A 22,922-nucleotide genomic window follows, 5' to 3' on the forward strand; every position below is an offset into this window, starting at 1 on the left:
GGGGCGTCAGCGGCGGGCAGCGTCCCGCAGCGCGTCGCGCGCCTGCGCGTACGAATCGAGCACCGTCCGCACCGGTGTCAGCACGTACTCCGCACCGACCAGGGCGACCTTCGCCGTCAGCCGCTGCTCGGCACGGGCGCGGGCACTCCGCGCCGCCCAGCGCACCACCGGCCGGGTCAGCGCCGCCACCAGCAGCCCGGCCAGCAGGCCGCCGAGCAGCAGCAGGGTGGGTAGCGGCACCTGACCGACCATCGGGTTGTCCAGCGCGGGCAGGCCCAGGGCCCGCAGCGCGTACCCGAGCACCAGCCAGCCGAGCCCGACCACGGCGGCGAGGGTGACCAGCCACTGCACACCGCCGACGAGCCGCCACCACAGCGGCCGACGGCCCAGGCCGAGGTCGGTGCCGGCGATCGTGCGGTCCAGCGCGTCCGGCAGGTCGCCGAGGCGGGACCGGGCCGCCGAGGTCACCGCGCCGGGCCAGGCGCCGGGCAGGTCGGCGGCGGCCCGGTCGGCCACCGCGCGGATGGCGAGGCCCAGCGCCGAGCGCTGGGCGGCCGATGGTTCCGGGACCGAGGTGGCCGCGACAAGGCTCTCCGCCGGGCCGTCCCGGTCGCCGGTCGGGCCGGGCAGGTGCAGCCGACGCAGCGGGTCGGGCCGCAGCCGCCGCCAACCCCGGACCACGGGCCAGCCGGTGGCCGCGCCGGCCCGATGCCGGTACGCCTGCTCCACCGCGTTGGTGACCGCGGGCACGCCGGCCGCCCCGGCCAACGCCCGGTTCAGCCCGTCGACAGCCGAGTTGTCCGGTCCGCCGGCGGGGTGGGCCGAGCCGACCAGCTCGTCCATGCCGGCGACAACCGTGTCGACGTCGCCCGCGAGCCGGCGCAGCGCGGCCTGCCGCTCGGCGACGGTCCGCTCCAGCGCGCCGCGCAACCCCACCATGCCGGCCGGGTCGATGGCGGTGGTGGACAGCAGCGGCACCCCGGTCAGCCCGTCCGTGTCGAGCAGCCGACGCAGGTCGTCCAGGACCCGGGGCACCTCGGCCGGGGGCAGCCGGTCGGCCTGGTTGAGCACGACCACTGTGACGTCGCGGTGCCTGTGGAACTCGCGCAGGTAGCTGTCGTGGATGACCCGATCGGCGTACTTCTGCGGGTCGACGACCCAGACCACCTGGTCGACCAGGCCGAGGAGCCGGTCCACCTCCAGGCGGTGGGAGCGCTGCACCGAGTCGAAGTCGGGCAGGTCGAGCAGGACCAGCCCGTGCAGCGCCGACTCGTCGTCCGCGTCCAGGGCGCTCTCCCGGACGAAGCGGTGTCGGGGCAGCACGCCGATCCAGTCGAGCAACTGGTTGGCGCCCGTCAACGGCCCCCACACGCAGGCGTGGGTGACGCCGGTGGTCGGTCGGCGGACCCCCACCGGCGAGAGCTCCAGCTGGGCCAACGCGTTGAAGAGGCTGGACTTGCCGCTGCCGGTGGCACCGGCCAGCGCGACCACTGTGTGGTCCCGGGACAGCGCCAGCCGGGTGCCGGCCCGCTCGACCAGGGTGTGGGCGGGCACCAGCTCCGCGTCGGGCAGCAGGCCGTCCACCGCGGTCAGGAAGCGACGTACCGCGTCCAGTCGGGCGACCAGCGCGTCGGCGTCGACCCGCTGGTCACCGCGGAGCGCCTCGCGTACCCGGCCGGTGATGTTGGTCACCGCGAGCCCTCCTCGTCGCGCGCCGGCTGGGTGTCGCCGCCAGCGGACAGGCCGCTGCGGTGTCGGGCCAGCTCGACCCGGCCGGCGGCCCGGCGCAGCCCGTCCCCGGCGTCCGCGGCGGGGCGGGCGTCGGCGGTGCGGCTGAGGAACCGGTCGGCCTCCGCGTCGAGCAGCGTCCGCACCCGGGCCAGCAGATCGGTGCGGGCCTTCGCGGCCAGGGTACGCACCGCCTGGTCACCGAAGATCGCCTGGAGCACGGCCTGCGCGGCGACAGTGGTGCCGGCCCCGGTGGCCAGCTCCAGCCCGGTCGGGATGAACGCGGTGGAGGCGAAGACGGCGATCATCACGGCCAGACCGGTGGCGTTGACCGCGTACGCGGCGGTGCGGGCCACGAACCGCTTGTCGCCACCCTCGACCCGGACCAGCTCCAACACCCCGCGCTGCCAGTCCCGGACCATCCGTTCGGCGCGCTCGGGCAGGTCGTCGCTCGGGTGGGCGAGCGCCGGTTCGAGCAGCGCGCTGCCCGCCGGGTGCGCCTTCCATGCCGTGTACGCCGATTCGGCGGCCTCCGAGGCCACCCCGCGCAGCAGGGTGACCAGCTGTGACTCGATGGCGTTGCGCAGCTCGACGGACGGCGCGGGTCGACCGGTGACGGCGGCGACGACCCGGTCCCGGAGGCGGCCGATCCGGGCTTCCAGCGTGCGGAAGAACTCGCCGGTGCCGACGAACTCCTGCCAGCGGGCGAGCACCTCGCCCCGGAGCAGCCGACCGTCCTGAAGCCCCTGCTCGACGGTGCGCTCGGCATTCCGGTACGCGGCCCGGACCCGGTCGTCCAGCCCCTCGGCGGCGGTGACCTGCTCGTCGGCGGCGTCGGCCAGCTCCTCGACGGCGGGGTGGAGCGCGGCCAGCGCCCCGTCCAGCGTCTGGCGGACCACCGCCGCCCGGGCGTCCGCGTCGGCGGCCAGCCGGGCGAACCAGTCGGCAAGCGCCGCGGTCACGCCCTCGGGCAGCAGCCCCTGCCCGTCGACCCAGGTCTCCGGCAACACGAACAGCGGCGCCCGACCGAGGTCCTGTTCGGCGAGCATCTCGGCCAGGTGCGCGGCGATCTCGTCGGTGGCCTCGGCGGGCACCCGGTCCAGCACCATGGCGATCACCGCGCCGCGCGCCCGCGCGCTGCGCAGCAGCTCCCAGGGCACCGCGTCGGCGTACCGGGCGGCGGTGGTGACGAAGAGCCACAGATCGGCGGCGGCAAGCAGTTGGGTGGCGAGCGCCCGGTTGGCGTCGACCACCGAGTCGATGTCGGGCGCGTCGAGGAAGGCCAGCCCGGCGGGTAGGGCGGGGGCGGTGACGAGGTGCAGGGCGCGGGGGTCGTCGCTCGGCTCGGTGGTGCGGGTCAGGCCGGGCAGCAGGTCACCCTGCCGGAACCAGGCCGCGTCGGACGGGTTGCAGACAAGCACCGGGGAGCGGGTGGTCGGCCGGAGCACGCCGGCGGCGCTGACCCGGGCCTTGACCAGGCTGTTGACCAGCGTCGACTTGCCCGCGCCGGTGGAACCGCCGACCACCACGAGCAGTGGGGCGTCCAGCCGGGCGAGCCGGGGCAGCAGGTAGTCGCCGAGCTGGTCGGTGAGGGCGGCGGCGGTGTGCCGGGCAGGGCCGGCGGAGGGCAGCGCGAGAGGATACCGGGTCGCGCCGATCGCCTCCCGGAGGCCCGACAGGGCGCCGGGGAGGCCGTCGTCCCCGGTGGTGGCGGGCGGCTCCTCCGCGGCGTCCGGCGGACCGGTGCGGGCTGCGACGGCGGGCGCGCCGGAACGGGTGGCGGAATCGCCGTGCGTCGTCACCGCTAAAGCGTGCCCGACCGATGCAAGGGAAGACAACCGGACGGTAGTAACGGCTGGGTTGCGTCGGGTTGACTCAACTCAACTTGACGATTCGCCAACGCGTGGCACTATTGAGTCAAGTTCACTCAACTTGTGGTGGGGCCCGCTGCGGGCGGTGCCCGCCAGGCAGTCACGGGCAACGCCCGTCACCTGCACAACCTTACGAAGCGAGGAAGCGAAGATGGCACGTGCGGTCGGTATCGACCTCGGCACGACGAACTCCTGCGTCAGCGTTCTCGAGGGCGGTGAGCCCACCGTCATCGCGAACGCTGAGGGCTCGCGGACGACCCCGTCGATCGTCGCGTTCGCCCGCAACGGCGAGGTGCTCGTCGGTGAGGTCGCCAAGCGCCAGGCGGTGACCAACCCGGACCGGACGATCCGCTCGGTCAAGCGCGAGGTCGGCACGAACTGGTCCGTCGACATCGACGGCAAGAAGTACACCCCGCAGGAGATCTCGGCCCGGACCCTGATGAAGCTCAAGCGGGACGCTGAGGCGTACCTGGGCGAGCAGATCACCGACGCGGTGATCACCGTCCCGGCCTACTTCAACGACAGCCAGCGCCAGGCCACCAAGGAGGCTGGCGAGATCGCCGGCTTCAACGTGCTGCGGATCGTCAACGAGCCGACCGCCGCCGCCCTGGCGTACGGCCTCGACAAGGGCTCCAAGGAGCAGACCGTCCTGGTCTTCGACCTCGGTGGCGGCACCTTCGACGTCTCGCTGCTGGAGCTGGCCGAGGGCGTCATCGAGGTCAAGTCGACGAGCGGTGACAACCACCTCGGCGGCGACGACTGGGACCAGCGGATCATCGACCACCTGGTCAAGACGTTCCGTGGTGAGCACGGCATCGACCTCGGTCAGGACAAGATGGCCCTCCAGCGCCTCCGTGAGGCCGCCGAGAAGGCCAAGATCGAGCTGTCCGCCGCCACCACCACCAACATCAACCTGCCGTACATCACGGCCGGCGCGGCCGGCCCGCTGCACCTCGACGTGACGCTCAGCCGCGCCGAGTTCCAGCGGATGACGCAGGATCTGCTGGACCGCTGCAAGGGCCCGTTCGAGCAGGCCGTGAAGGACGCCGGGATCAAGATCTCCGACGTCGAGCACGTCATCCTTGTCGGCGGCTCGACCCGGATGCCCGCCGTGACCGACCTGGTCAAGCAGCTCACCGGTCGCGACCCCAACAAGGGCGTCAACCCGGACGAGGTCGTCGCCGTCGGCGCCGCCCTCCAGGCCGGTGTGCTCAAGGGTGAGGTCAAGGACGTCCTGCTGCTCGACGTGACCCCGCTGAGCCTGGGCATCGAGACCAAGGGCGGCATCTTCACCAAGCTGATCGAGCGCAACACCACCATCCCGACCAAGCGCTCCGAGGTCTTCACCACGGCGGACGACAACCAGCCGTCGGTGCTGATCCAGGTCTTCCAGGGTGAGCGGGAGATCGCGGCCTACAACAAGAAGCTCGGCACCTTCGAGCTGACCGGCCTCCCGCCGGCGCCGCGCGGTGTGCCGCAGATCGAGGTCGCCTTCGACATCGACGCCAACGGCATCGTCAACGTGCACGCCAAGGACCTGGGCACCGGCAAGGAACAGAAGATGACGATCACCGGCGGCTCCTCGCTGCCGAAGGACGACATCGAGCGGATGCGCCGGGACGCCGAGGAGCACGCGGAGGAGGACAAGCGCCGTCGCGACGACGCCGAGACCCGCAACGTGGCCGAGGCGCTCCAGTGGCAGACCGAGAAGTTCCTCGCCGAGAGCGGCGACAAGCTGCCCACGGAAAACCGGGAGCAGCTCAACGAGGCGCTCGGCGAGCTGCGCGGCGCCCTCGGCGGTCAGGACATCGAGAAGATCAAGTCCGCGCACGAGCGACTCGCGCAGGTCTCCCAGCAGGCCGGTTCGCTGCTCTACTCGCAGCAGGCCGAGCAGGGTCAGCAGCCGGGTGGCGAGGCCGGCCCGGGTGCGACCGGCGCACAGCCCGGCCCGCAGTCCGGCGGCGCCGACGACGTGGTCGACGCGGAAATCGTGGACGAGGACGGCAAGAAGTGACAGTCGGCCTCCGGCACGTGTCCACGGCGAAGGGGATGAGGTAGCCGCATGACGCAGAAGCCACGAGCCGCCGACCCGGGCGACACCGGGTCGACGCCGGGTGGCTCCGCGCCCACGGAGCCGACCACCGGCGACGGGGAGCGGGTCGTCATCCGCAACAAGCGCAAGCTCGTCGACACGGCGGAGCCGGAGGGCACCGCCGCCGACGCGGAGACCGGTGTGCCGGCCGAGGGCCTGGTCGAGGACGCCGAGGTCGTTGTCGACGAGATCGAGGTCGAGGTCAACTCCACCGACGGTCCGGAGTCCTCCGGTCCGCCGGTGGTGGACGCCCCGGCGCAGCCGGTGGACGGCACCGGCACGGGCACCTCGCTCGGCGCCGAGCTGGAGGCGCTCCGGGCCGAGTTGGACGAGCGGACCCGGGACGTGCAGCGGGTGTCGGCGGAGTACGCCAACTACCGCAAGCGGGTCGACCGTGACCGCAACCTGGTGCAGGAGCAGGCGACCGGCTCGGTGCTGGCCGCGCTGCTGCCGATCCTCGACGACCTGGACCGGGCTCGGGAACACGGCGACCTGGTCGGACCGTTCGGCACGGTGGCGGAACAACTCACCACCGCGCTTGGCAAGTTCGGCCTGAACGCCTTCGGCGAGCAGGGCGACCCGTTCGACCCGACCCGTCACGAGGCGGTCGCGCACCAGACCTCGGCCGAGGTCACCGAGCCGACCTGTGTACAGGTCATGCGGCGCGGCTACCAGCTCGGTGAGCGGCTGCTGCGCCCCGCGCTGGTCGCGGTCGCGGACCCGGAATAGTGCGAAGCAGTGACCGGGCCGTCCCGCCCACCGCCACGCGGTGGGCGGGACGGCCGGGCCGCGAGGGTCGAGAGGGGGTGGACCGGTGAGTTCCAAGGACTGGATCGAGAAGGACTTCTACGCCGTGCTCGGCGTGGACAAGGCCGCCTCCGCGGACGACATCAAGAAGGCGTACCGCAAGGTGGCCCGGGAGTCGCACCCGGACCACAACCCGGGTGACGCCAAGGCGGAGGAACGGTTCAAGGCCGCGTCCGAGGCGTACAACGTGCTGTCGGACTCCGGCCGCCGTCGCGAGTACGACGAGATGCGCTCGCTGTTCGGCTCGGGCGCGTTCCGGCGCAACGCCCGCGGCGCGGGTCAGCCGGGCGGCATGCCGTTCGACGTCTCCGACATGTTCGGCGGCGGCGGGGCCGGCGATCGCCGCTTCGGAGGCACCGGCTTCCAGGACCTGTTCAGCTCAATCTTCACGGGCGGGCAGGGTGGTGGGCAGGCGGCGCCACGCGGTCCGGGCCGTGGCCGGGACGTGGAGACCGAGGTGGCACTGGACTTCGGCGACGCGGTGCGCGGGGTCACGCTGCCCCTGACGCTGCGCGCGCCGGGCGTCTGCGAGACCTGCCATGGCAACGGGGCCAAGCCCGGCACCCAGCCGCAGACCTGCCAGGTCTGCCACGGCGCCGGCGTGACGACCCGCAACCAGGGGTCGTTCAGCTTCTCCGAGCCGTGCCGCAACTGCCAGGGCGTCGGCACAGTGGTCGAGGAAAAGTGCCCCGAGTGCCACGGCAGCGGCGGTGTCACAAAGACGCGCACCATGAACGTGCGCTTCCCGGCCGGCGTGGCCGACGGTCAGCGCATCCGGCTGACCGGGCGCGGTGAGCCGGGCGAGCGCGGCGGCCCCGCCGGTGACCTGTTCGTGCACGTCAAGGTTCGGCCGGACGAGTTGTTCGGGCGTACCGGTGACGACCTGACGCTGAGCGTGCCGATCACCTTCGCGGAGGCCGTGCTCGGCACGGACCTGCGGGTGCCCACGCTCGACGCGGCGGTGACCCTGCGGGTGCCGCCGGGGACGCCCAGCGGGCGGGTGCTGCGCGCCCGGGGCAAGGGTGTGGTTCGCCGCGACGGGCAGGCTGGCGACCTGCTTGTCACCCTGGACGTGGTGGTGCCGGCCCGGTTGTCCGACGAGGCGCGCACGGCGCTGGAGGCGTTCGCCGAGCAGAGCCCGCCAGCGGCCCGGGAACATCTCGAGGCGCGGGTGCGTCGGGTCAGTTAGTCCGGTGGAAGGGACGCGGAGGTGAGCGGGATGTCGGGCGAGTTCCTCGGTTCGGGTGACCCTGCCTACGAGGCCAAGGTGCTGATGATCTCGGTTGCGGCGCGGATGGCGGGGATGCACCCACAGACCCTGCGCCAGTACGACCGACTGGGGCTGGTGCAGCCCGGTCGAGCCGCTGGCGGCGGGCGTCGGTACAGCGTCCGCGACGTGGTGCTGCTGCGCGAGGTGCAGCGGCTCAGCCAGGACGACGGGATCAACCTGGCCGGCGTCAAGCGGATCATCGGGCTGGAGCGGCTGCTGGAGCAGGCGCAGCAGCGGGTGGCCCGACTGGAGGCGGAGCTGGACGCCGCGTACCGACGGGTGGCTGAGCTGGAATCACTCGCCCGCTTTCCGGGACGGGACCTGGTGCCTACCAACCGGACGTCCACCGCCCTGGTGGTCTGGCGACCCCGCCGTAATCCCGATCGTTGACCTACCGCTCACCCCGCGCTGTCTTCTCGGCCCGGACCGCACCGGATTCCCCGGCGCGGTCCGGGCCGCTTCGGTTAGCCTGTTGATACGGGTTCAAACGGCTTATATCGGACCCATCGGCGTGGCGAGGGGGAGCGATGGCGGAGCCGGCGAAGAAGGTGGCCCAACAGACCGAGGACCGGTTGGAAGAGCTGGCCGAAGCCGTCCGCAAGAAGTTCGACAAGGTGACCGAGGGGACCTACCGGGACCGGGTCGTCGCCGGCGGGTCCGCCGAACAGGGCGACCACGGCGGCGACAAGAGCCGAGCCGAGAGCGAACGCAAGCAGGACTGACCGGTGACCGACGTGCGGGCCGGGACCCACGGGGGGTCCCGGCCCGTTCGTCGTCACCAGTGCGGGGGTCCCGGCCAGTTCAGCCGAGGCGGCGGTTCTCGCGGACCAGGCCGCCCTCGCACCAGTCCCGGTAGACGAAGAGATCCGGGCGGGCCAGCAGCACCCGTCCGTTGTGCGCCCAGATCTTCATCAGCTCGTCGCCGTCCCGCTCGGCCTGTTCGACGAGCTTGCGGAAGCGGCGCTTGGGATGGGCGCGGAAGTTCGTCCGGATGCCGTCGGCCGCGTAGATGTAGAGGCAGTGCAGGGCGAAACGCCGGGCCGGGCAGGTCGGGTCCATCGCCAACTCGAAGAGGGTCAGCACCAGCCGGTCACCGGAGACCAGCAGGTCCCAGTCGGGTGGCATCGAAGCCAACGGCACCGAATCGGGCTTGTACGCCCAAGCTCGCAACTCCGCCGGACTGGGATCGACGGGGTTGGCGAAGCCGTGGAACGTCGACTCCTGCACGCTCACCGGCCAACCTTCCGCTCTCGCCCGCGTGTGGCAACGCTGCCTACGGACCTGGCTGCTGGGGCGAAACGGTAACCCGCCGTCGGGTGCTGCGGTAGTACCCGCGAGGAGCAATTCCGCAACCATTGGCATGGGCGGGTTCACGGCATGCCCGTGCCATCCCGCCGGCCATCGGGCGCAGCCGCTTTCTTCCGACTCCGACAGGGCATCCGACCTCGTCGAAGCAGTCGATGATGCTCCCATGACAATCCACGTTCGACGGTTCCAGCGAGGCGCCGAGGCCGAGTTCGTCACAGGGCTGGAATGGCTTTTCGCCCCTCCCGGTCGCCGTCCCGCGGATTGGGACCACGACCGCGCCGTCGAACGCACCGCGCAGATACTCGCCGACGAAAATGTCGCGCTCTTCGAAGCTCGATCGCGGGAGAACCAGTTGGTCGGCGTGGCCAGCGTCTACCTGGACATCCTCTCGGTGCGCTTCGGCCGTCGGGCTTCGATCGAGGATCTCGCCGTGCACCCCGAGTGGCGCTCCCGGGGCGTCGGCTCCAGCCTCCTGGCCGCTGCCCGGGCGTGGGCGCACGAACAGGGTGCCGACTACGTCTTCCTGGAGTCGGGCCTCGCCCGAACCGAGGCGCACCGCTTCTACCTCCGCGAGGGTGCGACCCACGCGGCCGCGGCGTTCAGGTGGAGCTCAGGGCAGTGAGTCGACGACAGGGGTCGACTCGCGCCGCTGGGCCGCCGCGCGGTTACGCAGCCACCGCTTGAACCACGGGAAGTCCGGCAGCCGGGCGAGGATCGGCCCGGTCACCACGGTGATCAGGACGTACGTCGCGGCCAGCGCCGCCAACCGCGGCTCGACGCTCCCGGCGGCCACCGCGAGCCCGGCGATGACGATGGAGAACTCACCGCGGGGTACGAGTGCCAGGCCGGCCCGCCATCGACCGGGTTCCGCGATACCGACCCGGCGGGCCGCGAGGTAGCCGGTGAGCGTCTTCGTCGCCATCGTGACCGCCGCCAGCCCGAGCGCCGGCAGCAACACCGGTGGGATGTCCCGTGGGTCGGTGACCAGGCCGAAGAAGACGAAGAACACCGCGGCGAACAGGTCCCGCAACGGGGAGAGCAACTCGGTCGCGTGGTGCGCCACCGGGCCGGAGAGCGCGATGCCGACCAGGAACGCGCCGACCGCCGCCGACACCTGGAGCTTCGCCGCGATACCAGCGATCAGCAGGGTCAGCCCGAGTACGCCAAGCAGCAGCGCCTCCGGGTCCTTCGCCGACAGGGCGGACGAGATGAGGTGGCCGTACCGGATGGCGACCACCAGCACCAGCAGCACGGTGCCCACCGCGACAGCGAGTGCGATGCCGCCGCCGAGCAGGCCGGTGCCGGCGAGTACGGCGGTGACCAGCGGCAGGTAGAGCGCCATCGCCAGGTCCTCGATCACCAGGATCGAGAGGATCACCGGAGTTTCCCGGTTACCGAGTCGTCCCAGGTCGGCGAGAACCTTGGCGATCACCCCGGAGGAGGAGACCCAGGTGATGCCGCCGAGCACCAGGGCGGCAACCCAGTCCCAGCCGAGCAGCAGGGCGAACGCCGCGCCGGGCAGCGCGTTGAACACGCCGTCGATCAGTCCCGCCGGGGCGGCCGAGCGGAGGTTGCCCACCAACTCGTTGGCCGAATATTCCAGGCCGAGCATCACCAGCAGCAGGATGACGCCGATCTCGGCGCCAACGGCGAAGAACTCCTCGCTGGCGCCGAGCGGAAGCAACCCGCCGTGCCCGAACGCGAGCCCGGCGAGCAGGTAGAGGGGGATCGGTGAGAGGCCTACCCGGCGGCTGAGCCGGCCCAGGACACCAAGCAGCAGCAGCAGCGCGCCGACTTCGACGAGCAGTGTGGTGGAGTCGTGCATCCGCCTCAGCCGTCCGGGTCACTGTCGGCGAGGATGGCGGACACGCCGTCGAGACCCCTGCGGGTCCCGACGACGACCACCACATCGCCGGCCGCGAAGCGGAAGGAGGGGAGTGGCGAGACGATCACTTCGCCTTCGCGCAGCACCGCCACGATGGAGGCGCTGGTGCGGGTACGCGCCTTGGTGTCGCCGAGCTTGCGGTTGACGTACGGCGAGCCGGCCGTGATGGCGATCTGCTCGGTGAGCAGACCGGCGGCCTGCTCGCGCAGCCCGGAGAGCTGGCCGAGCATCAGCGACGCGCCGAGGATGTCGGCCAGGGCCTCAGCCTCGTCGTCGGTCAACGGGATGTCCGCCTGGCACGAGTCGGGATCGTCAGGGTCGTAGAGGACGAGATCCCGCCGGCCGTTGCGGTGGGAGACGACGCCGAGGCGCCGTCCGGACTCCGTCACCAGATCGTGACGTACCCCGATCCCGGGTAGGGCGGTCTGCTCGACACGTACTCGCACACGCCAAGGCTACCGCTTGGTTAACAAAGCGCAGATCATGAACGGCGCGCACCCATGGACCGGCCGTACCACCTTGATCGACTCGACATCCGCAAAGCGGGGGTGTCCCGGTGGCCCGGACACCCCAACTTCCGGGAACCGGAGTGGATCAACCACGCCGGGGCGCGGTGGTGCCCGCCCCCGGACGTGCGGGGCGGGCACCAGGGCGGGCCGGGCGCCGGGCGGGCCGGGCACCAGGCCCGGCGGGCACCGGGGCGGGCCGGGTCAGCGGAGGGTGGCGAAGAACTCGCGGACGTCGGCGACCAGGACGTCGGTGGCCTGGTGGGCGGCGTAGTGACCGCCGACGTCACCGCGACCGTCGACATCGGTCTGGTAGGCCGTCCACCGGACGATGTTCGCGTGGTCCCGCTCGGCGAAGCGACGGATGGACTGGAAGTCGCCGGGGAACATCGCCAACGCGGTAGGTGCGGTGGTCGGCTCGGCCGGTGGCTGCCCGGCGTGGGCGTCCTCCCAGTAGAACCGGATCGCCGAGGCGGCGGTGCCGGTGAACCAGTAGAGCGCCACGTTGGCCAGGATGAAGTCGGTGTCCAGGCTCTCGTCGAAGAGTTGGGCGTTCCAGGCGAGCAGACCGACGGGCGAGTCGGCCAGCGCGTACGCCAGGGTCTGCGGTTGCTGGCTGTGCACCTGGTTGAAGGAGAACTTGTTCTCGTAGAACCACTGGAGGTGCGCGAGCGCCGCCTGATCCGCCTCGGACAGGCCGGCGAACTCGGCCGGGTCGCCGGAGGGGAACGAGAAGAGTTGGGTGACGTGCACGCCGAGGACGTGTTCCCGGTCGATCCGGCCCAGCTCCGGCGCGATCATCGAGCCGGCGTCGTTGCCGACCGCGCCGTAGCTGTCGTACCCCAGGCGGTTCATCAGCTCGGCCCAGGCGCGGGCGGTGCGGAAGCGGTTCCAGCCGGCGCTGCGGGTGGGTCCGGAGAATCCGAAGCCGGGCAGCGACGGGATGACCAGGTGGAAGGCCGGCGCGGCCGGGTCGTCGGGCTCGGTGAGCGGGGCGATCACGTCCAGGTATTCCACTATCGAGCCGGGCCAGCCGTGGGTGAGCACCAGGGCGGTGGCGTCGGGCCGGGACGACCGGACGTGCAGGAAGTGGATCTGCTCGCCGTCGATCTCGGTGACGAACTGTGGGTGGGTGTTCAGCCGGGCCTCGACGGCCCGCCAGTCGAACCCGTCGCGCCACCGTTCGGCGAGAGCCCGCACCCGAGCGGCGCTCATCCCGTAGGTGTCGCCCGTGCCGGGCAGCTCGGCGGGCCAGTTCGTGCGGCCGAGCCGGGCGGCCAGGTCGTCGAGGTCGGTCTGCGGGATCTCGACGTGGAACGGGCGGATCGCGGTGCCGGTCATCTCGAACTCCTTCGGAACGGAATGTTTCGTTCTGCAATCACAGTAGCAGACCGGAACGATCCGTTCCACTGGTACGCTGAGGTCATGCCAACGACCCCCGAAAAGACGGCACCCGGAAAGACGAGCCCCGGCAAGGCGGCGGCCGGCAAGACGCTGGCCGGCCGTCGCGCCCAGGCCGCCCGCAACGACGAGGTCATCCTCGAAGCCGCGCGCGCGGTCTTCCTCGACGACCCAAAGGCGCCGATCGCCGCCGTCGCCGAACGCGCGGGCGTCGGCATCAGCGCGCTCTATCGGCGGTACGCGGGCAAGGAGGACCTGTTGCGTCAGCTCTGCCACGACGGGTTGCGCCGGTACGTCGCCGAGGCCGAGTCGGCCCTCGCCGAGCCGGACGACTGGACCGCCTTCACGGGGTTTCTGGCTCGCGTGGTCGACGCCGACGTGCACTCGCTCACCGTTCATCTGGCCGGCACCTTCACTCCGACCGAGGAGATGGGCCGGGACGCGATGCGCGCCAACGAGCTGGCCACCGCCCTGTTCGAGCGGGCCCGCGCCAGCGGGCGGCTGCGCCCCGACGCGGTCGTACCGGATCTGGGGTTGCTGCTGGAGTCGTGCGCGGCGGTGCGCGTACCCGATGCGGAGCGGACCGGGCAGTTGCGCCGCCGCCAACTCGCGGTGCTGCTGGCGGGCCTCTCGACGGTGGCGGACGCCGACCCGCTGCCCGGCCCGCCCCCGGCGGCCGGGGAGTTCGACTGGCGGTGGCGTCCCCGGGAGTGATGGGCGTCACGCGCTAAGGTTGAGCGGAATACGCTCAACTCTGGTTGTGTCCTTCTCAGTGGACAACGCCGATCCGGGGGAGCCCATGAACACCGAAAGACTCACCACCAAGAGCCGCGAGACCATCACGGGGGCCGTCGCGCTGGCCAACCAGCGTGGCCACGCCACAGTGGAGCCCTGGCACCTGCTGCTGTCACTCCTGGACACCGATGGCTCGACCGCCACCGGTCTGTTGCGCGCCGTCGGGTCCGACCCCGCCGAGCTGCGCCGGGCCGCGCAGCGCGCGGTCGACGCCCTGCCGGCCGCCCGCGGTTCGAGCATCGCCGAGCCGACGTTGGCTCGGGAGTTCGTCAACGCCATCGGCGCCGCCGAGCAGATCGCCCGGCCGCTGGGCGACGAGTACACCTCCACCGAACACCTGCTCGCCGGCCTGGCCCGGGTGGGTGGCGCGGTGTCCGGCGCGCTGAAGACGGCCGGTGCCACCGAGGAAGCCCTGGTCGCGGCCTTCCCGACCGTCCGAGGTGGCGACCGTCGGGTCACCACGGCCGACCCGGAGCAGACCTACCAGGCCCTGACCAAGTACGGCGTCGACCTGACCGCCAGCGCCCGGGACGGCAAGATCGACCCGGTGATCGGCCGGGACGCCGAGATCCGCCGGGTCATCCAGGTGCTCTCCCGGCGGACGAAGAACAACCCGGTGCTGATCGGTGAGCCGGGCGTGGGCAAGACCGCGATCGTCGAGGGCCTCGCCCAGCGGATCGTCACCGGTGACGTGCCCGAGTCGCTGCGCGACAAGAAGCTCATCTCGCTGGACCTCGGCGCCATGGTCGCCGGCGCGCAGTACCGCGGCCAGTTCGAGGAGCGGCTGAAGTCCGTCCTGGAGGAGATCAAGAACTCCAACGGCCAGGTCATCACCTTCCTCGACGAGTTGCACACCGTCGTCGGCGCCGGCAAGGGCGAGGGCTCGATGGACGCCGGCAACATGCTCAAGCCGATGCTGGCCCGCGGTGAGCTGCGGATGGTGGGCGCCACCACGCTCGACGAGTACCGCGAGCACATCGAGAAGGACCCGGCGCTGGAGCGTCGTTTCCAGCCGGTGCTTGTCGGCGAGCCGACGATCGAGGACACCATCGGCATCCTGCGGGGGCTCAAGGAGCGCTACGAGGTGCACCACGGCGTACGGATCACCGACGCCGCGCTGGTCGCCGCCGCCACCCTGTCGGACCGCTACATCACCGACCGGTTCCTGCCGGACAAGGCGATCGACCTGGTCGACGAGTCCGCGTCCCGACTCCGGATGGAGATCGACTCCCGGCCGGTCGAGGTGGACGAGATCGAACGGGCGGTCCGCCGGCTGGAGATCGAGGAGATGGCGCTGGCCAAGGAGCCGGACGCCGCCTCCGCCGAGCGGTTGGAACGGCTGCGCAAGGAGTTGGCCGACAAGCGCGAGCAGCTCACCGTGCTCTCCGAGCGCTGGCAGACGGAGAAGAGCCACATCACCAAGCTCTCCACCGCCAAGGAGGAGCTGGAACGCCTCGGCGGCGAGGCCGAGCGGGCCGAGCGCGACGGCGAGCTGGAACGCGCAGCCGAGCTGCGCTACGGCCGGATCCCCGCCCTCAAGGTCGAGCTGGAGCAGGCCGAGGAGGAGCTGGCCCAGCTCCAGGCCGACGGCGCGATGCTCAAGGAGGAGGTCGGCGCGGACGACATCGCCGCGGTGGTCGCCTCCTGGACCGGCATCCCCGCCGGCCGGCTGCTGGAAGGTGAGACGGCCAAGCTGCTGCGGATGGAGGAGTCGCTGGGCGGCCGCGTGGTCGGCCAGGCCGAGCCGGTCGGCGCGGTCTCCGACGCGGTACGCCGGGCCCGGGCCGGTATCGCCGACCCGGATCGCCCGACCGGCAGCTTCCTCTTCCTCGGCCCCACCGGCGTCGGCAAGACGGAGCTGGCGAAGGCCCTCGCCGAGTTCCTCTTCGACGACGAGCGGGCGATGGTCCGCATCGACATGAGCGAGTACGGCGAGAAGCACTCGGTCGCCCGCCTGGTGGGCGCCCCGCCCGGTTACGTGGGCTACACCGAGGGCGGCCAGCTCACCGAGGCGGTGCGCCGGCGGCCGTACTCGGTGATCCTGCTCGACGAGGTGGAGAAGGCCCACCCGGACGTCTTCGACGTGCTGCTCCAGGTGCTCGACGACGGCCGGCTCACCGACGGCCAGGGCCGCACCGTGGACTTCCGGAACGCGATCCTGATCCTCACGTCCAACCTCGGGTCGTCGGTGATCAGCGATCTGACGCTCGCCGACGAGCAGCGCCGGGAGGGTGTGCTGGCCGTGGTCCGGTCGCACTTCAAGCCGGAGTTCCTCAACCGGCTTGACGACATCGTGGTCTTCGCCTCGCTGCGCGGGGACGATCTGCGAACCATCGTCGACATCCAGCTCGACCGAATGCGAAACCGTCTTTCGGACCGCCGATTGGCACTGGAGATCACCGAGTCCGCCCGTCAGTGGCTGGCCGAGCACGGCTACGACCCGATCTACGGCGCCCGCCCGCTACGCCGCCTGGTCCAGACCGCGATCGGCGACCAGTTGGCGAAGGCACTGCTGTCCGGGACCATCCGCGACGGCGAGACGGTCAGTGTGGATCTGGCCGACGCCAAGGAAGGGCTGACCGTCACCGCCGCCTGACCCGCCGTGCCCCGGGCCGACCCCGCTTCACCAGCGGGGTCGGCCCGGCACGCTTCGTAGTCGGGTCAGCACCTGACAGTGCATGGGTTTCACCAGGTGCGCGGGGTTGTTACCGTCTCGGCCACGCATCTGGGGAGGTGGTCGGGGTGAACGGTTCCGTGGCGTACCTGGTGACGACGCTGGGATGTCTGGCCGGGGTCGCCGGGATCGTGGTGGCGGTGGTGGCACTGCGAAAGGGCCGCAAGACCGCCGAGCGGGCGGCCCCCGCAGACCCGTTCCGCGACACCGACGCCGACGCGCTGCGCGGCGACCCCCGCAGACTCAAGCCGGGCGACATCGTCGAGATCCGTCAGGTGTCGTACGCGGTCCGTGGCTCGGTGCACCTGACCGAGGGCGGCTGGAGCTGGGCCGAGCACCTGCTGGACACCGTCGACGGCGACAAGCGCTGGCTCTCCGTGGAGGAGGACTCCGACCTGGAACTGGTGCTCTGGACGGCCGAGCCGGCCGCGACGGTCACCCCGGGCGCGTCCACCGTCGACTTCGACGGCCGCCGCTACTCCTCCGAGGAATCCGGTCAGGCCGGCTACACGGCCACCGGCAGCACCGGCCTCGACGCCACCGGCACGGTCCGCTACCACGACTACCGGGCGCCGAGCGGCGAACGCCTCTCCTTCGAGGCGTACGGGCAGGCCGGCTGGGAGGTTGCCCGGGGCGAGCAGCTGCACCGCTCCGACGTGATGGTGTACCCGCAGGCCGGGCCGGAGGCCAGCTGACGTGTTGGTCAGCCTGGACACCCCGTACGTCGACACCTGCGCCGCCGACCTGAGCCTGACCCTCGGTGGCCCGGAGCGCCCCGCGCTGCACGTCCGCGACGTCACGTTGCCCGGCGACGTCCGGCTACGGCTGCGCCTGCTCGGTGCGTCCCACCAGGTCGTGCTGACCGCCCCCACCCCTGCCGCCGGGGCCGGGCTCACCGAGACAGTCGCCTGCCTACCCGGCCGGCCACCGCACCTGCCCGGCGCCCTGCACGACGAGGCGGGCGGCTACCTGTTCACCGCCACCGTGCTGCACCCCGCCGACGGCGAGTTGCGCGCCCGGATCGCCACGCTCCGCGCCGATCTGACCGACGACCCGTACGCCCTGGTCGGGGTCTTCCCCGGGGATCCGGACGCGGTCACCGCGATGGCCGTGCGCACCGACCTCCCGGACGGGTCGGTCGGCTGGCGCACCTGGCACGCGTATCCCCAGACCAACGAGCTTGTCCTGACCGAGACGGTGGTGGCACTGCGATGACGTACCGACGCTGGGTAGTGGCGGGCGTGGCTGTCGCCGTGATCGGTGCGCTGGTCGCCAGCTTCGCGATAGTCAACGGCACCTTCTCCCCCCGGGGCTACGTGCAGGACAGGTACAACCGGACGGCCAGCCGGGACATCGGCAGGGACGCGATCGCGTACACCTCGTCGAAGTCGCCGACCCGGGTCGCCAAGGAGCTGACCGACGCGTGGAAGCCGGACGACAGGTACGTCGACGGCAGTGGCGTCTACCTGCGCTACGACGACGACTCGGTGGTGATCCTGCCGATCGCCACCGGCTCGGTGGTCCTGCTCGAATCCATGAACACCGCCTACCCCCGCTACCACTCGACAGTCGGGTCGTACTGGGGCTGGGGGCGCGGCAGCACCGTTCGGGGCGGCGGCCCCGGCGCCGGCAAGTAGTCCGACGACCGACCCCTCAACCTGGAGCCCCCTGTGCAGAACCTCGTCACCGATCTGCTGGTCACCCTCGCCTTCGGCGTGGTCGGCGTTGTCCTCATGGGCGTCGGCTACGGGCTTGTCGACCTCGCCACCCCCGGCAAGCTCCGCGAACTGATCTGGACCGAGCGCAACCGCAACGCGGCGCTGCTGCTCGCCTCCAACCTGCTCGGCGTCGGCGCCATCGTGGTCGCGGCGATCGTCGCCAGCGACGACGACGTCGCCCTCGGCCTGGTGGGGGCGGTGGCGTACGGGGTCGTCGGCCTGGTCATCATGGCCGGCGCGTTCCTGCTGCTCGACGCGGTGACCCCGGGCCGGCTCGGCGAGCTGCTCGTCGACCCGGAGCCGCACCCCGCCGTGTGGATCTCCGCAGTGGTGCACGTGGCGACCGGCGCGATCATCGCCGCCGCGATCATCTGATGCCCGGGGGACCTCCACCAGCCGACGGCACCGACGCCCGGCCGCGCTGGCGGCTGGCCCGTGCGGCGGTGCTCGTCGCGGTCTTCGTCTGCGCCGCCTGCGGGCTGGTCTACGAGTTGGCCCTGGTCGCCCTCGGCAGCTACCTCATCGGCGACACCGTCGGGCAGGCGTCGATAGTGCTCGGCGTGATGGTCTTCGCGATGGGGGTCGGCGCGCTTGTCGCCAAGCCGTTGCAGCCGCGGGCCGCCGCCGCGTTCGCGGTGATCGAACTGACCCTGGCTCTCCTCGGTGGCCTGTCCGTCCTCGGCCTCTACGCCGCCTTCGCCTGGCTCGACCTGTACGGGCCGGCGCTGGTCGGCACCGCCTTCGTGCTGGGCCTGCTGATCGGCGCGGAGATCCCGCTGCTGATGGTGATGCTGCAACGCATCCGCGAGCAGGCCGCCGGCAGCGCGGTGGCCGACCTGTTCGCCGCCGACTACGTTGGCGCGCTGCTCGGCGGGCTCGCCTTCCCGTTCTTCCTGATCCCGGTCTTCGGCCAGCTCAAGGGCGCCCTGGTGGTCGGCGCGGTGAACGCGGTGGCTGGTCTCGCCCTGGTCTGCACGGTGTTCCGGGCGGAGCTGAGCCGCCGGGCCCGGCTCGTCCTCGGTGCCGGCTCCGTCGTTGTCGCGCTCTGCCTGGGGTACGCGTGGGTGACCGCCGCCGACTTCGAGCTGACCGCCCGGCAGCAGCTCTACCGGGACCCGGTGGTGCACGCCGAACGCTCCCGCTACCAGGAGATCGTGCTGACCCGGTCGGTACGCGAGGTCGGCCACACCGGCACCGACCTGCGCCTGTTCCTCAACGGTGATCTCCAGTTCAGCTCCGTCGACGAGTACCGCTACCACGAGTCGTTGGTGCATCCGGCGATGCGCGGCCCGCGCGGTGACGTGCTGGTTCTCGGTGCCGGCGACGGTCTCGCGGTCCGGGAGATCCTGCGGTACCCGGACGTCCGCCGGGTGACAGTTGTCGACCTCGACCCGGCGGTGGTGGCGCTGGCTCGCACCGAGCCGCAGCTGCGCGCGCTCAACGGCGGCTCACTCGACGATCCCCGGGTGCGGGTGCTGAATACCGACGCCTTCGGCTGGCTGCGTACCGCCGCGGAGCGCTTCGACGTGGTGGTCGCCGACCTGCCCGACCCGGACGAGACGGCCACCGCCAAGCTCTACACCGTCGAGTTCTACACGCTGATCCGGTCGGTGCTCGCCGAGCAGGGGCGGCTGGTGGTGCAGTCCGGCTCGCCGTACTTCGCGCCCCGGTCGTACTGGTCGATCGAGGCATCGCTGCGGGAGGCCGGCTTCGCCACCGTGCCGTACCACGTCGACGTGCCGTCCTTCGGCGACTGGGGGTTCCTGCTCGGGATGCCGGGATCTGTCCCGCCGGTGCTGGGACTGCCGGCCGACGCCCCCCGGCTGCGTTTCCTCGACCCGGAGGTGCTGCGGTCGGCGGCGGCCTTTCCCGCCGACCGGGCCCGGCTGAAGGTGCCCGCCTCCACCCTGCTGCACCCCTGGGTCCTCGACTACGCCCGCGCGGAGTGGCGCGGCTACTGACCCCCGTGCCGGGTTGATCGGGAGGAGCGCGTCGGGGAAAGCGCTACTCATGACGCGAACTTCTTGATCAAGAGGGTGGAGTGGGAGCGGTTGGGGAAAGGATGGTGGCATGTTCGGGATGCGCAAGGCCTGGGAGCGGGAACTGGACGCGGCCGTCGACGAGTTGGCGGCGGCTGACACGCTCGCCTTCGGCGGCACTGGCTTCGCCGGCACGGTGCTGCCGGTGACGGAGGCGTACCACCGCGTCCAGGCCGCGCACGACGAGCACCCCGAGGAGGTACGCCGGCAGCTCGACCGGGTGCTGGCCCACGGCACACCCGCCGGCCGGGCGTACGCGGCCACGCTGCTGGAGCGGATCGACCCGGCGGCGGCCCGAGCGGCCTGGGCCTCGTTGCGGGACGACCCGAGCGAGTTCACCACCTTCGTGGGCTGCGTGATGGACCGCGAAACCCTCGGCGACTACGCCAGCCGGCGGCTCGCCCCATCTTGATCCATCTGCGGACACTGACAGAACCACCGCCCATCCGGCCGTCCACAGTGCGATCGTGCACAACAGGCGACGCCACGGCTGCCGTCGGTAGCTGAGCCGTCGGTCACGGTACGGGTCTCACCGAAGCCGAAGGTTGTTACCGTCTGCGCCGAGGTCCCTGGGGAGATGGTCGGGTGGGCAGGTCAGTGACGTACCTGGTGGTGGCGCTTGTCGTACTCGTGGCGGTCGTCCTCGTGATCGTCGTGCGCGCCCGGCGGCCGGCGGCAACCCGCCCCGGCGGGCGCTCGTCGCACGCCCGGGCGGCGGAGTCGCCGCGCGGCGACCCGCTCCGACTGGGCCTGGGCGACCGGGTGCGGATCCGCAACCGGGAGTACGCGGTGAGCGGCACGATCCGCCTGGTCGAGGGGGACTGGAGCTGGGTGCAGCACCTGCTCGACGACGAGTCCGGCACCCGCTACCGGCTCTCCGTGGAGGACGGCCCCGAACTGGAGCTGGTGCTCTGGACGGCTGAGCCGGGGGCGAGCGTGACCCCGGGCGCCCCGACCATCGACCTCGGTCGGCTGCGCTACACCTGGGCGGAGACGGGGCAGGCCCGCTACACCGCCACCGAGGAGACCGGGCTTCCGTCGGCAGGGACGATGCGCTATCACGACTACCAGTCCGGTGGCGCGGCCCGGCTCTCCTTCGAGGCGTACGGCGAAGAGGGTTGGCGAGTCGCCCGCGGTGACCTGCTCGACCCCGCCGACCTGACGATCCTTCCCAATCCCGCAGGGCGCTGAGCCGAAGCCGGGTGCGCGTGCCGGCTTGTTGCGGCATGCCGAAGTGGCCGGTTGCCGATACGGTGTGGGCGCGATTTGAGGGAAGGAGAATCATGGTCGATTCCCAGAGCTTGCCGGCCCGTCAGCGGCCATCCATTGTATCGATCTCCAGCTATCTGCTCTTCCTGTTCCTGGCCTGCCAGGTGCTCACCCTGATCGTCACGCTCAGCACCATCGGTGCGACGCGCGACGCGATCCGTGAGGCGTACGCGGGCAGCAACGTCGACGGCGCCGAACAGGTGGGCGACGTCTTCCTCGCCATCGGCGTCGGCAGCAGCATCCTGCTGTTGCTGCTCGCGATCGTGCTGGGCGTGCTGGCCCTGTTCAACAACCAGGGCCGCAACGGCGCCCGGATCACCACCTGGATCATCGGCGGCATCATGGTCTGCTGCGTGGGCGGCGGTCTGCTCAGCAACGCGGCCGGCGGCTTCACCGGTGGAGAGACCGGCGGCGATGGGCCGAGCGCCGAGGAGATCCAGCGCCGGCTGGAGGAGGCACTGCCCTCCTGGGCCACCCCGGTCAGCCTGGTGCTCGGTGTGGTCAGCCTGATCGCGCTCGTCACGGCGCTGATCCTGCTGGCGCTGCCGAAGGCCAACCCGTTCTTCCGCAAGGCCGCCCCGGCCTGGGAGCCGCCGGCCCCGGGGGCCAGCTACCCGGGCGCCCCGCAGGCCCCGGGTCAGCCGGGCTACCCGCAAGCCCCGGGCCAGCCGGGCTACCCGCAGTCGTCGGGTGAGCCGGGCTACCCGCAGTCGTCGAGTGCGGAGCCGAGCTACCCGCCGCCGGCGGCGGACCGGCCGGACGACACGCCGCCCGCGGACCGGCCCGGGTCCACCCCGCCGTCGACGAGTTGACGGCCCGGTAAGCACGACGCCGACGATCCCTCCGAGTAGGTTGCAACCCGACGCCTACCGGAGGGATTCGTCGTGTCGTACCCCGAATCGGCATCGGCCCGCCGGCCCGCCGTCGTCCTATCAGCCGCATCCGTGCTGTGGGTGATGGCGGTGGCCGCGCTCGCGTACACCGTTGTCGACCTGCTGGTGCTGGGTGGGACGGTCGACGCGTTCCGCTCCGCCGCCCGGGACACCTCGGCCAGCCCGGAGCAGATCGACGACGTGGTGACACTGCTCCGCGCGTCCGCAGTGCTGTCGGCGGTGGTGGCGGCGCTCTCCGCGCCGGTGCTCGCCGGCCTGGCCCTCGGGCTGCTGGTGGCTCGCAACGGCGTCCGGGTGGCCACCTGGGTGGTCTGTGGGCTCGGCGTGCTCGGCGGGTGTTGCAGCGTGGCGGTGCTCATCGGTGAACGGGCCGCGCCCCTGCAACTGGGCGCCGACGACCAGGGTCTCGCCGAGTTGCTGGGCCTGATCGGCGACGCGTACCCGTCGTGGTGGATCCCGCTCAACGCCGGGCTTTCCGTCGGGCAGGGGCTCGGTTACCTTGTAGTAGCCGCGCTGCTGGCCCTGCCGGCGGCGAACGCCTGGTTCGGTCACCGCCGCTCGACCGCGCCGACGCCACCATCCGCGCCGCCCGCGTTCACGTCCGCCCCGCACCAACCGCCGTCGGCGCCGCCCGCGCCCCCGTACCCGCCCAGGTGAGGACCCGCC

At 71.9% G+C, this 22,922-nt stretch carries 23 protein-coding genes; 17 read left to right on the plus strand and 6 right to left on the minus strand.

Annotated elements, in window-relative coordinates; all coding sequences use genetic code 11:
• Window positions 1-6: 6 nt before the first annotated feature.
• Together ACQPWW_RS00635 and ACQPWW_RS00640 are read right to left on the minus strand one after the other, a co-directional pair.
• Complete coding sequence (locus ACQPWW_RS00635; RefSeq protein ID WP_433128079.1) at window positions 7-1,692, minus strand: GTPase; 1,686 nt, start codon at window positions 1,690-1,692, stop codon at window positions 7-9.
• Window positions 1,689-3,530, minus strand: coding sequence for an ABC transporter (locus ACQPWW_RS00640; RefSeq protein WP_433128081.1), 1,842 nt, complete (start codon window positions 3,528-3,530; stop codon window positions 1,689-1,691). The genes ACQPWW_RS00635 and ACQPWW_RS00640 overlap by 4 nt, the downstream gene beginning before the upstream one ends.
• Before the next feature lie 220 nt (window positions 3,531-3,750).
• Between ACQPWW_RS00640 and dnaK the strand changes: the two genes are divergently transcribed.
• The 5 genes from dnaK (at window position 3,751) to ACQPWW_RS00665 (ending at window position 8,490) form a co-directional block, all read left to right on the plus strand.
• On the plus strand, window positions 3,751-5,613 hold the full coding sequence (gene dnaK / locus ACQPWW_RS00645) for a molecular chaperone DnaK (protein ID WP_433128082.1): 1,863 nt from the start codon (window positions 3,751-3,753) through the stop codon (window positions 5,611-5,613).
• A 48-nt stretch (window positions 5,614-5,661) separates the two neighbouring features.
• Window positions 5,662-6,420, plus strand: a complete 759-nt coding sequence (locus ACQPWW_RS00650) for a nucleotide exchange factor GrpE (protein ID WP_433128084.1) — start codon at window positions 5,662-5,664, stop codon at window positions 6,418-6,420.
• 85 nt (window positions 6,421-6,505) lie between these two features.
• A complete protein-coding gene (dnaJ, locus tag ACQPWW_RS00655; RefSeq protein ID WP_433128086.1) occupies window positions 6,506-7,687 on the plus strand; it encodes a molecular chaperone DnaJ in 1,182 nt (393 codons plus the stop codon).
• A 30-nt stretch (window positions 7,688-7,717) separates the two neighbouring features.
• Complete coding sequence (locus ACQPWW_RS00660; protein WP_425770880.1) at window positions 7,718-8,158, plus strand: heat shock protein transcriptional repressor HspR; 441 nt, start codon at window positions 7,718-7,720, stop codon at window positions 8,156-8,158.
• 137 nt (window positions 8,159-8,295) lie between these two features.
• Window positions 8,296-8,490, plus strand: coding sequence for a hypothetical protein (locus tag ACQPWW_RS00665; protein WP_433128088.1), 195 nt, complete (start codon window positions 8,296-8,298; stop codon window positions 8,488-8,490).
• Between the two features lie 79 nt (window positions 8,491-8,569).
• Here ACQPWW_RS00665 and ACQPWW_RS00670 read toward each other — a convergent pair whose 3' ends face one another.
• The gene (locus tag ACQPWW_RS00670) at window positions 8,570-9,001 is read right to left on the minus strand and encodes a hypothetical protein (protein ID WP_357809076.1); all 432 of its coding nucleotides are present in this window, start codon (window positions 8,999-9,001) and stop codon (window positions 8,570-8,572) included.
• Window positions 9,002-9,239: 238 nt separating this feature from the next.
• Here ACQPWW_RS00670 and ACQPWW_RS00675 point away from each other — a divergent pair, with 238 nt between their 5' ends.
• Window positions 9,240-9,698: a GNAT family N-acetyltransferase gene (locus tag ACQPWW_RS00675; protein ID WP_433128091.1), complete on the plus strand. Its 459-nt coding sequence runs from the start codon at window positions 9,240-9,242 to the stop codon at window positions 9,696-9,698.
• On the opposite strand, the gene ACQPWW_RS00680 is transcribed toward ACQPWW_RS00675, so the two are convergent.
• The 3 genes from ACQPWW_RS00680 to ACQPWW_RS00690 form a co-directional block, all read right to left on the minus strand.
• On the minus strand, window positions 9,687-10,901 hold the full coding sequence (locus ACQPWW_RS00680; RefSeq protein ID WP_433128093.1) for a cation:proton antiporter: 1,215 nt from the start codon (window positions 10,899-10,901) through the stop codon (window positions 9,687-9,689). The genes ACQPWW_RS00675 and ACQPWW_RS00680 overlap by 12 nt on opposite strands.
• A 5-nt stretch (window positions 10,902-10,906) precedes the next feature.
• Window positions 10,907-11,407, minus strand: a complete 501-nt coding sequence (locus ACQPWW_RS00685) for a cation:proton antiporter regulatory subunit (RefSeq protein ID WP_110562850.1) — start codon at window positions 11,405-11,407, stop codon at window positions 10,907-10,909.
• A gap of 264 nt (window positions 11,408-11,671) precedes the next feature.
• Complete coding sequence (locus ACQPWW_RS00690; protein WP_433128095.1) at window positions 11,672-12,808, minus strand: epoxide hydrolase family protein; 1,137 nt, start codon at window positions 12,806-12,808, stop codon at window positions 11,672-11,674.
• A gap of 84 nt (window positions 12,809-12,892) precedes the next feature.
• Here ACQPWW_RS00690 and ACQPWW_RS00695 point away from each other — a divergent pair, with 84 nt between their 5' ends.
• The 11 genes from ACQPWW_RS00695 to ACQPWW_RS00745 all read left to right on the plus strand — a co-directional run bounded on the left by ACQPWW_RS00695 (window position 12,893) and on the right by ACQPWW_RS00745 (window position 22,913).
• Window positions 12,893-13,582, plus strand: coding sequence for a TetR/AcrR family transcriptional regulator (locus tag ACQPWW_RS00695; RefSeq protein ID WP_433128097.1), 690 nt, complete (start codon window positions 12,893-12,895; stop codon window positions 13,580-13,582).
• Window positions 13,583-13,667: 85 nt separating this feature from the next.
• A complete protein-coding gene (clpB, locus tag ACQPWW_RS00700) occupies window positions 13,668-16,259 on the plus strand; it encodes an ATP-dependent chaperone ClpB (protein ID WP_433128099.1) in 2,592 nt (863 codons plus the stop codon).
• 146 nt (window positions 16,260-16,405) lie between these two features.
• The gene (locus ACQPWW_RS00705; RefSeq protein WP_433128101.1) at window positions 16,406-17,032 is read left to right on the plus strand and encodes a DUF4178 domain-containing protein; all 627 of its coding nucleotides are present in this window, start codon (window positions 16,406-16,408) and stop codon (window positions 17,030-17,032) included.
• A gap of 1 nt (window position 17,033) precedes the next feature.
• Window positions 17,034-17,552: a DUF2617 family protein gene (locus tag ACQPWW_RS00710; RefSeq protein WP_433128103.1), complete on the plus strand. Its 519-nt coding sequence runs from the start codon at window positions 17,034-17,036 to the stop codon at window positions 17,550-17,552.
• The gene (locus tag ACQPWW_RS00715) at window positions 17,549-17,974 is read left to right on the plus strand and encodes a DUF4247 domain-containing protein (RefSeq protein ID WP_433128105.1); all 426 of its coding nucleotides are present in this window, start codon (window positions 17,549-17,551) and stop codon (window positions 17,972-17,974) included. The genes ACQPWW_RS00710 and ACQPWW_RS00715 overlap by 4 nt, the downstream gene beginning before the upstream one ends.
• A 33-nt stretch (window positions 17,975-18,007) precedes the next feature.
• Window positions 18,008-18,430 (plus strand): DUF350 domain-containing protein, encoded by a 423-nt coding sequence (locus ACQPWW_RS00720; protein ID WP_433128107.1) that lies wholly within the window; start codon window positions 18,008-18,010, stop codon window positions 18,428-18,430.
• Window positions 18,430-20,016: a polyamine aminopropyltransferase gene (locus ACQPWW_RS00725; RefSeq protein ID WP_433128109.1), complete on the plus strand. Its 1,587-nt coding sequence runs from the start codon at window positions 18,430-18,432 to the stop codon at window positions 20,014-20,016. The genes ACQPWW_RS00720 and ACQPWW_RS00725 overlap by 1 nt, the downstream gene beginning before the upstream one ends.
• A gap of 109 nt (window positions 20,017-20,125) precedes the next feature.
• Window positions 20,126-20,506: a hypothetical protein gene (locus ACQPWW_RS00730; protein WP_433128111.1), complete on the plus strand. Its 381-nt coding sequence runs from the start codon at window positions 20,126-20,128 to the stop codon at window positions 20,504-20,506.
• Window positions 20,507-20,679: 173 nt separating this feature from the next.
• A complete protein-coding gene (locus tag ACQPWW_RS00735) occupies window positions 20,680-21,285 on the plus strand; it encodes a DUF4178 domain-containing protein (RefSeq protein ID WP_433128113.1) in 606 nt (201 codons plus the stop codon).
• Window positions 21,286-21,377: 92 nt separating this feature from the next.
• Complete coding sequence (locus ACQPWW_RS00740) at window positions 21,378-22,175, plus strand: hypothetical protein (protein WP_433128115.1); 798 nt, start codon at window positions 21,378-21,380, stop codon at window positions 22,173-22,175.
• 72 nt (window positions 22,176-22,247) lie between these two features.
• Window positions 22,248-22,913, plus strand: a complete 666-nt coding sequence (locus ACQPWW_RS00745) for a hypothetical protein (RefSeq protein WP_433128117.1) — start codon at window positions 22,248-22,250, stop codon at window positions 22,911-22,913.
• Window positions 22,914-22,922 lie beyond the last annotated feature (9 nt).

The sequence above is a fragment of the Micromonospora sp. CA-240977 genome (assembly GCF_050942285.1).
Lineage (GTDB): Bacteria > Actinomycetota > Actinomycetes > Mycobacteriales > Micromonosporaceae > Micromonospora.

Coding starts and splice junctions, on each gene's coding strand:
- ACQPWW_RS00715 (WP_433128105.1), top strand. CDS start 17,549: ATGACGTACCGACGCTGGGTAGTGGCGGGCGTGGCTGTCGCCGTGATC.
- ACQPWW_RS00730 (WP_433128111.1), top strand. CDS start 20,126: ATGTTCGGGATGCGCAAGGCCTGGGAGCGGGAACTGGACGCGGCCGTC.
- ACQPWW_RS00725 (WP_433128109.1), top strand. CDS start 18,430: ATGCCCGGGGGACCTCCACCAGCCGACGGCACCGACGCCCGGCCGCGC.
- ACQPWW_RS00740 (WP_433128115.1), top strand. CDS start 21,378: ATGGTCGATTCCCAGAGCTTGCCGGCCCGTCAGCGGCCATCCATTGTA.
- dnaK (WP_433128082.1), top strand. CDS start 3,751: ATGGCACGTGCGGTCGGTATCGACCTCGGCACGACGAACTCCTGCGTC.
- ACQPWW_RS00660 (WP_425770880.1), top strand. CDS start 7,718: ATGTCGGGCGAGTTCCTCGGTTCGGGTGACCCTGCCTACGAGGCCAAG.
- ACQPWW_RS00695 (WP_433128097.1), top strand. CDS start 12,893: ATGCCAACGACCCCCGAAAAGACGGCACCCGGAAAGACGAGCCCCGGC.
- ACQPWW_RS00650 (WP_433128084.1), top strand. CDS start 5,662: ATGACGCAGAAGCCACGAGCCGCCGACCCGGGCGACACCGGGTCGACG.
- ACQPWW_RS00690 (WP_433128095.1), bottom strand. CDS start 12,808: ATGACCGGCACCGCGATCCGCCCGTTCCACGTCGAGATCCCGCAGACC.
- ACQPWW_RS00680 (WP_433128093.1), bottom strand. CDS start 10,901: ATGCACGACTCCACCACACTGCTCGTCGAAGTCGGCGCGCTGCTGCTG.
- clpB (WP_433128099.1), top strand. CDS start 13,668: ATGAACACCGAAAGACTCACCACCAAGAGCCGCGAGACCATCACGGGG.
- ACQPWW_RS00665 (WP_433128088.1), top strand. CDS start 8,296: ATGGCGGAGCCGGCGAAGAAGGTGGCCCAACAGACCGAGGACCGGTTG.
- ACQPWW_RS00675 (WP_433128091.1), top strand. CDS start 9,240: ATGACAATCCACGTTCGACGGTTCCAGCGAGGCGCCGAGGCCGAGTTC.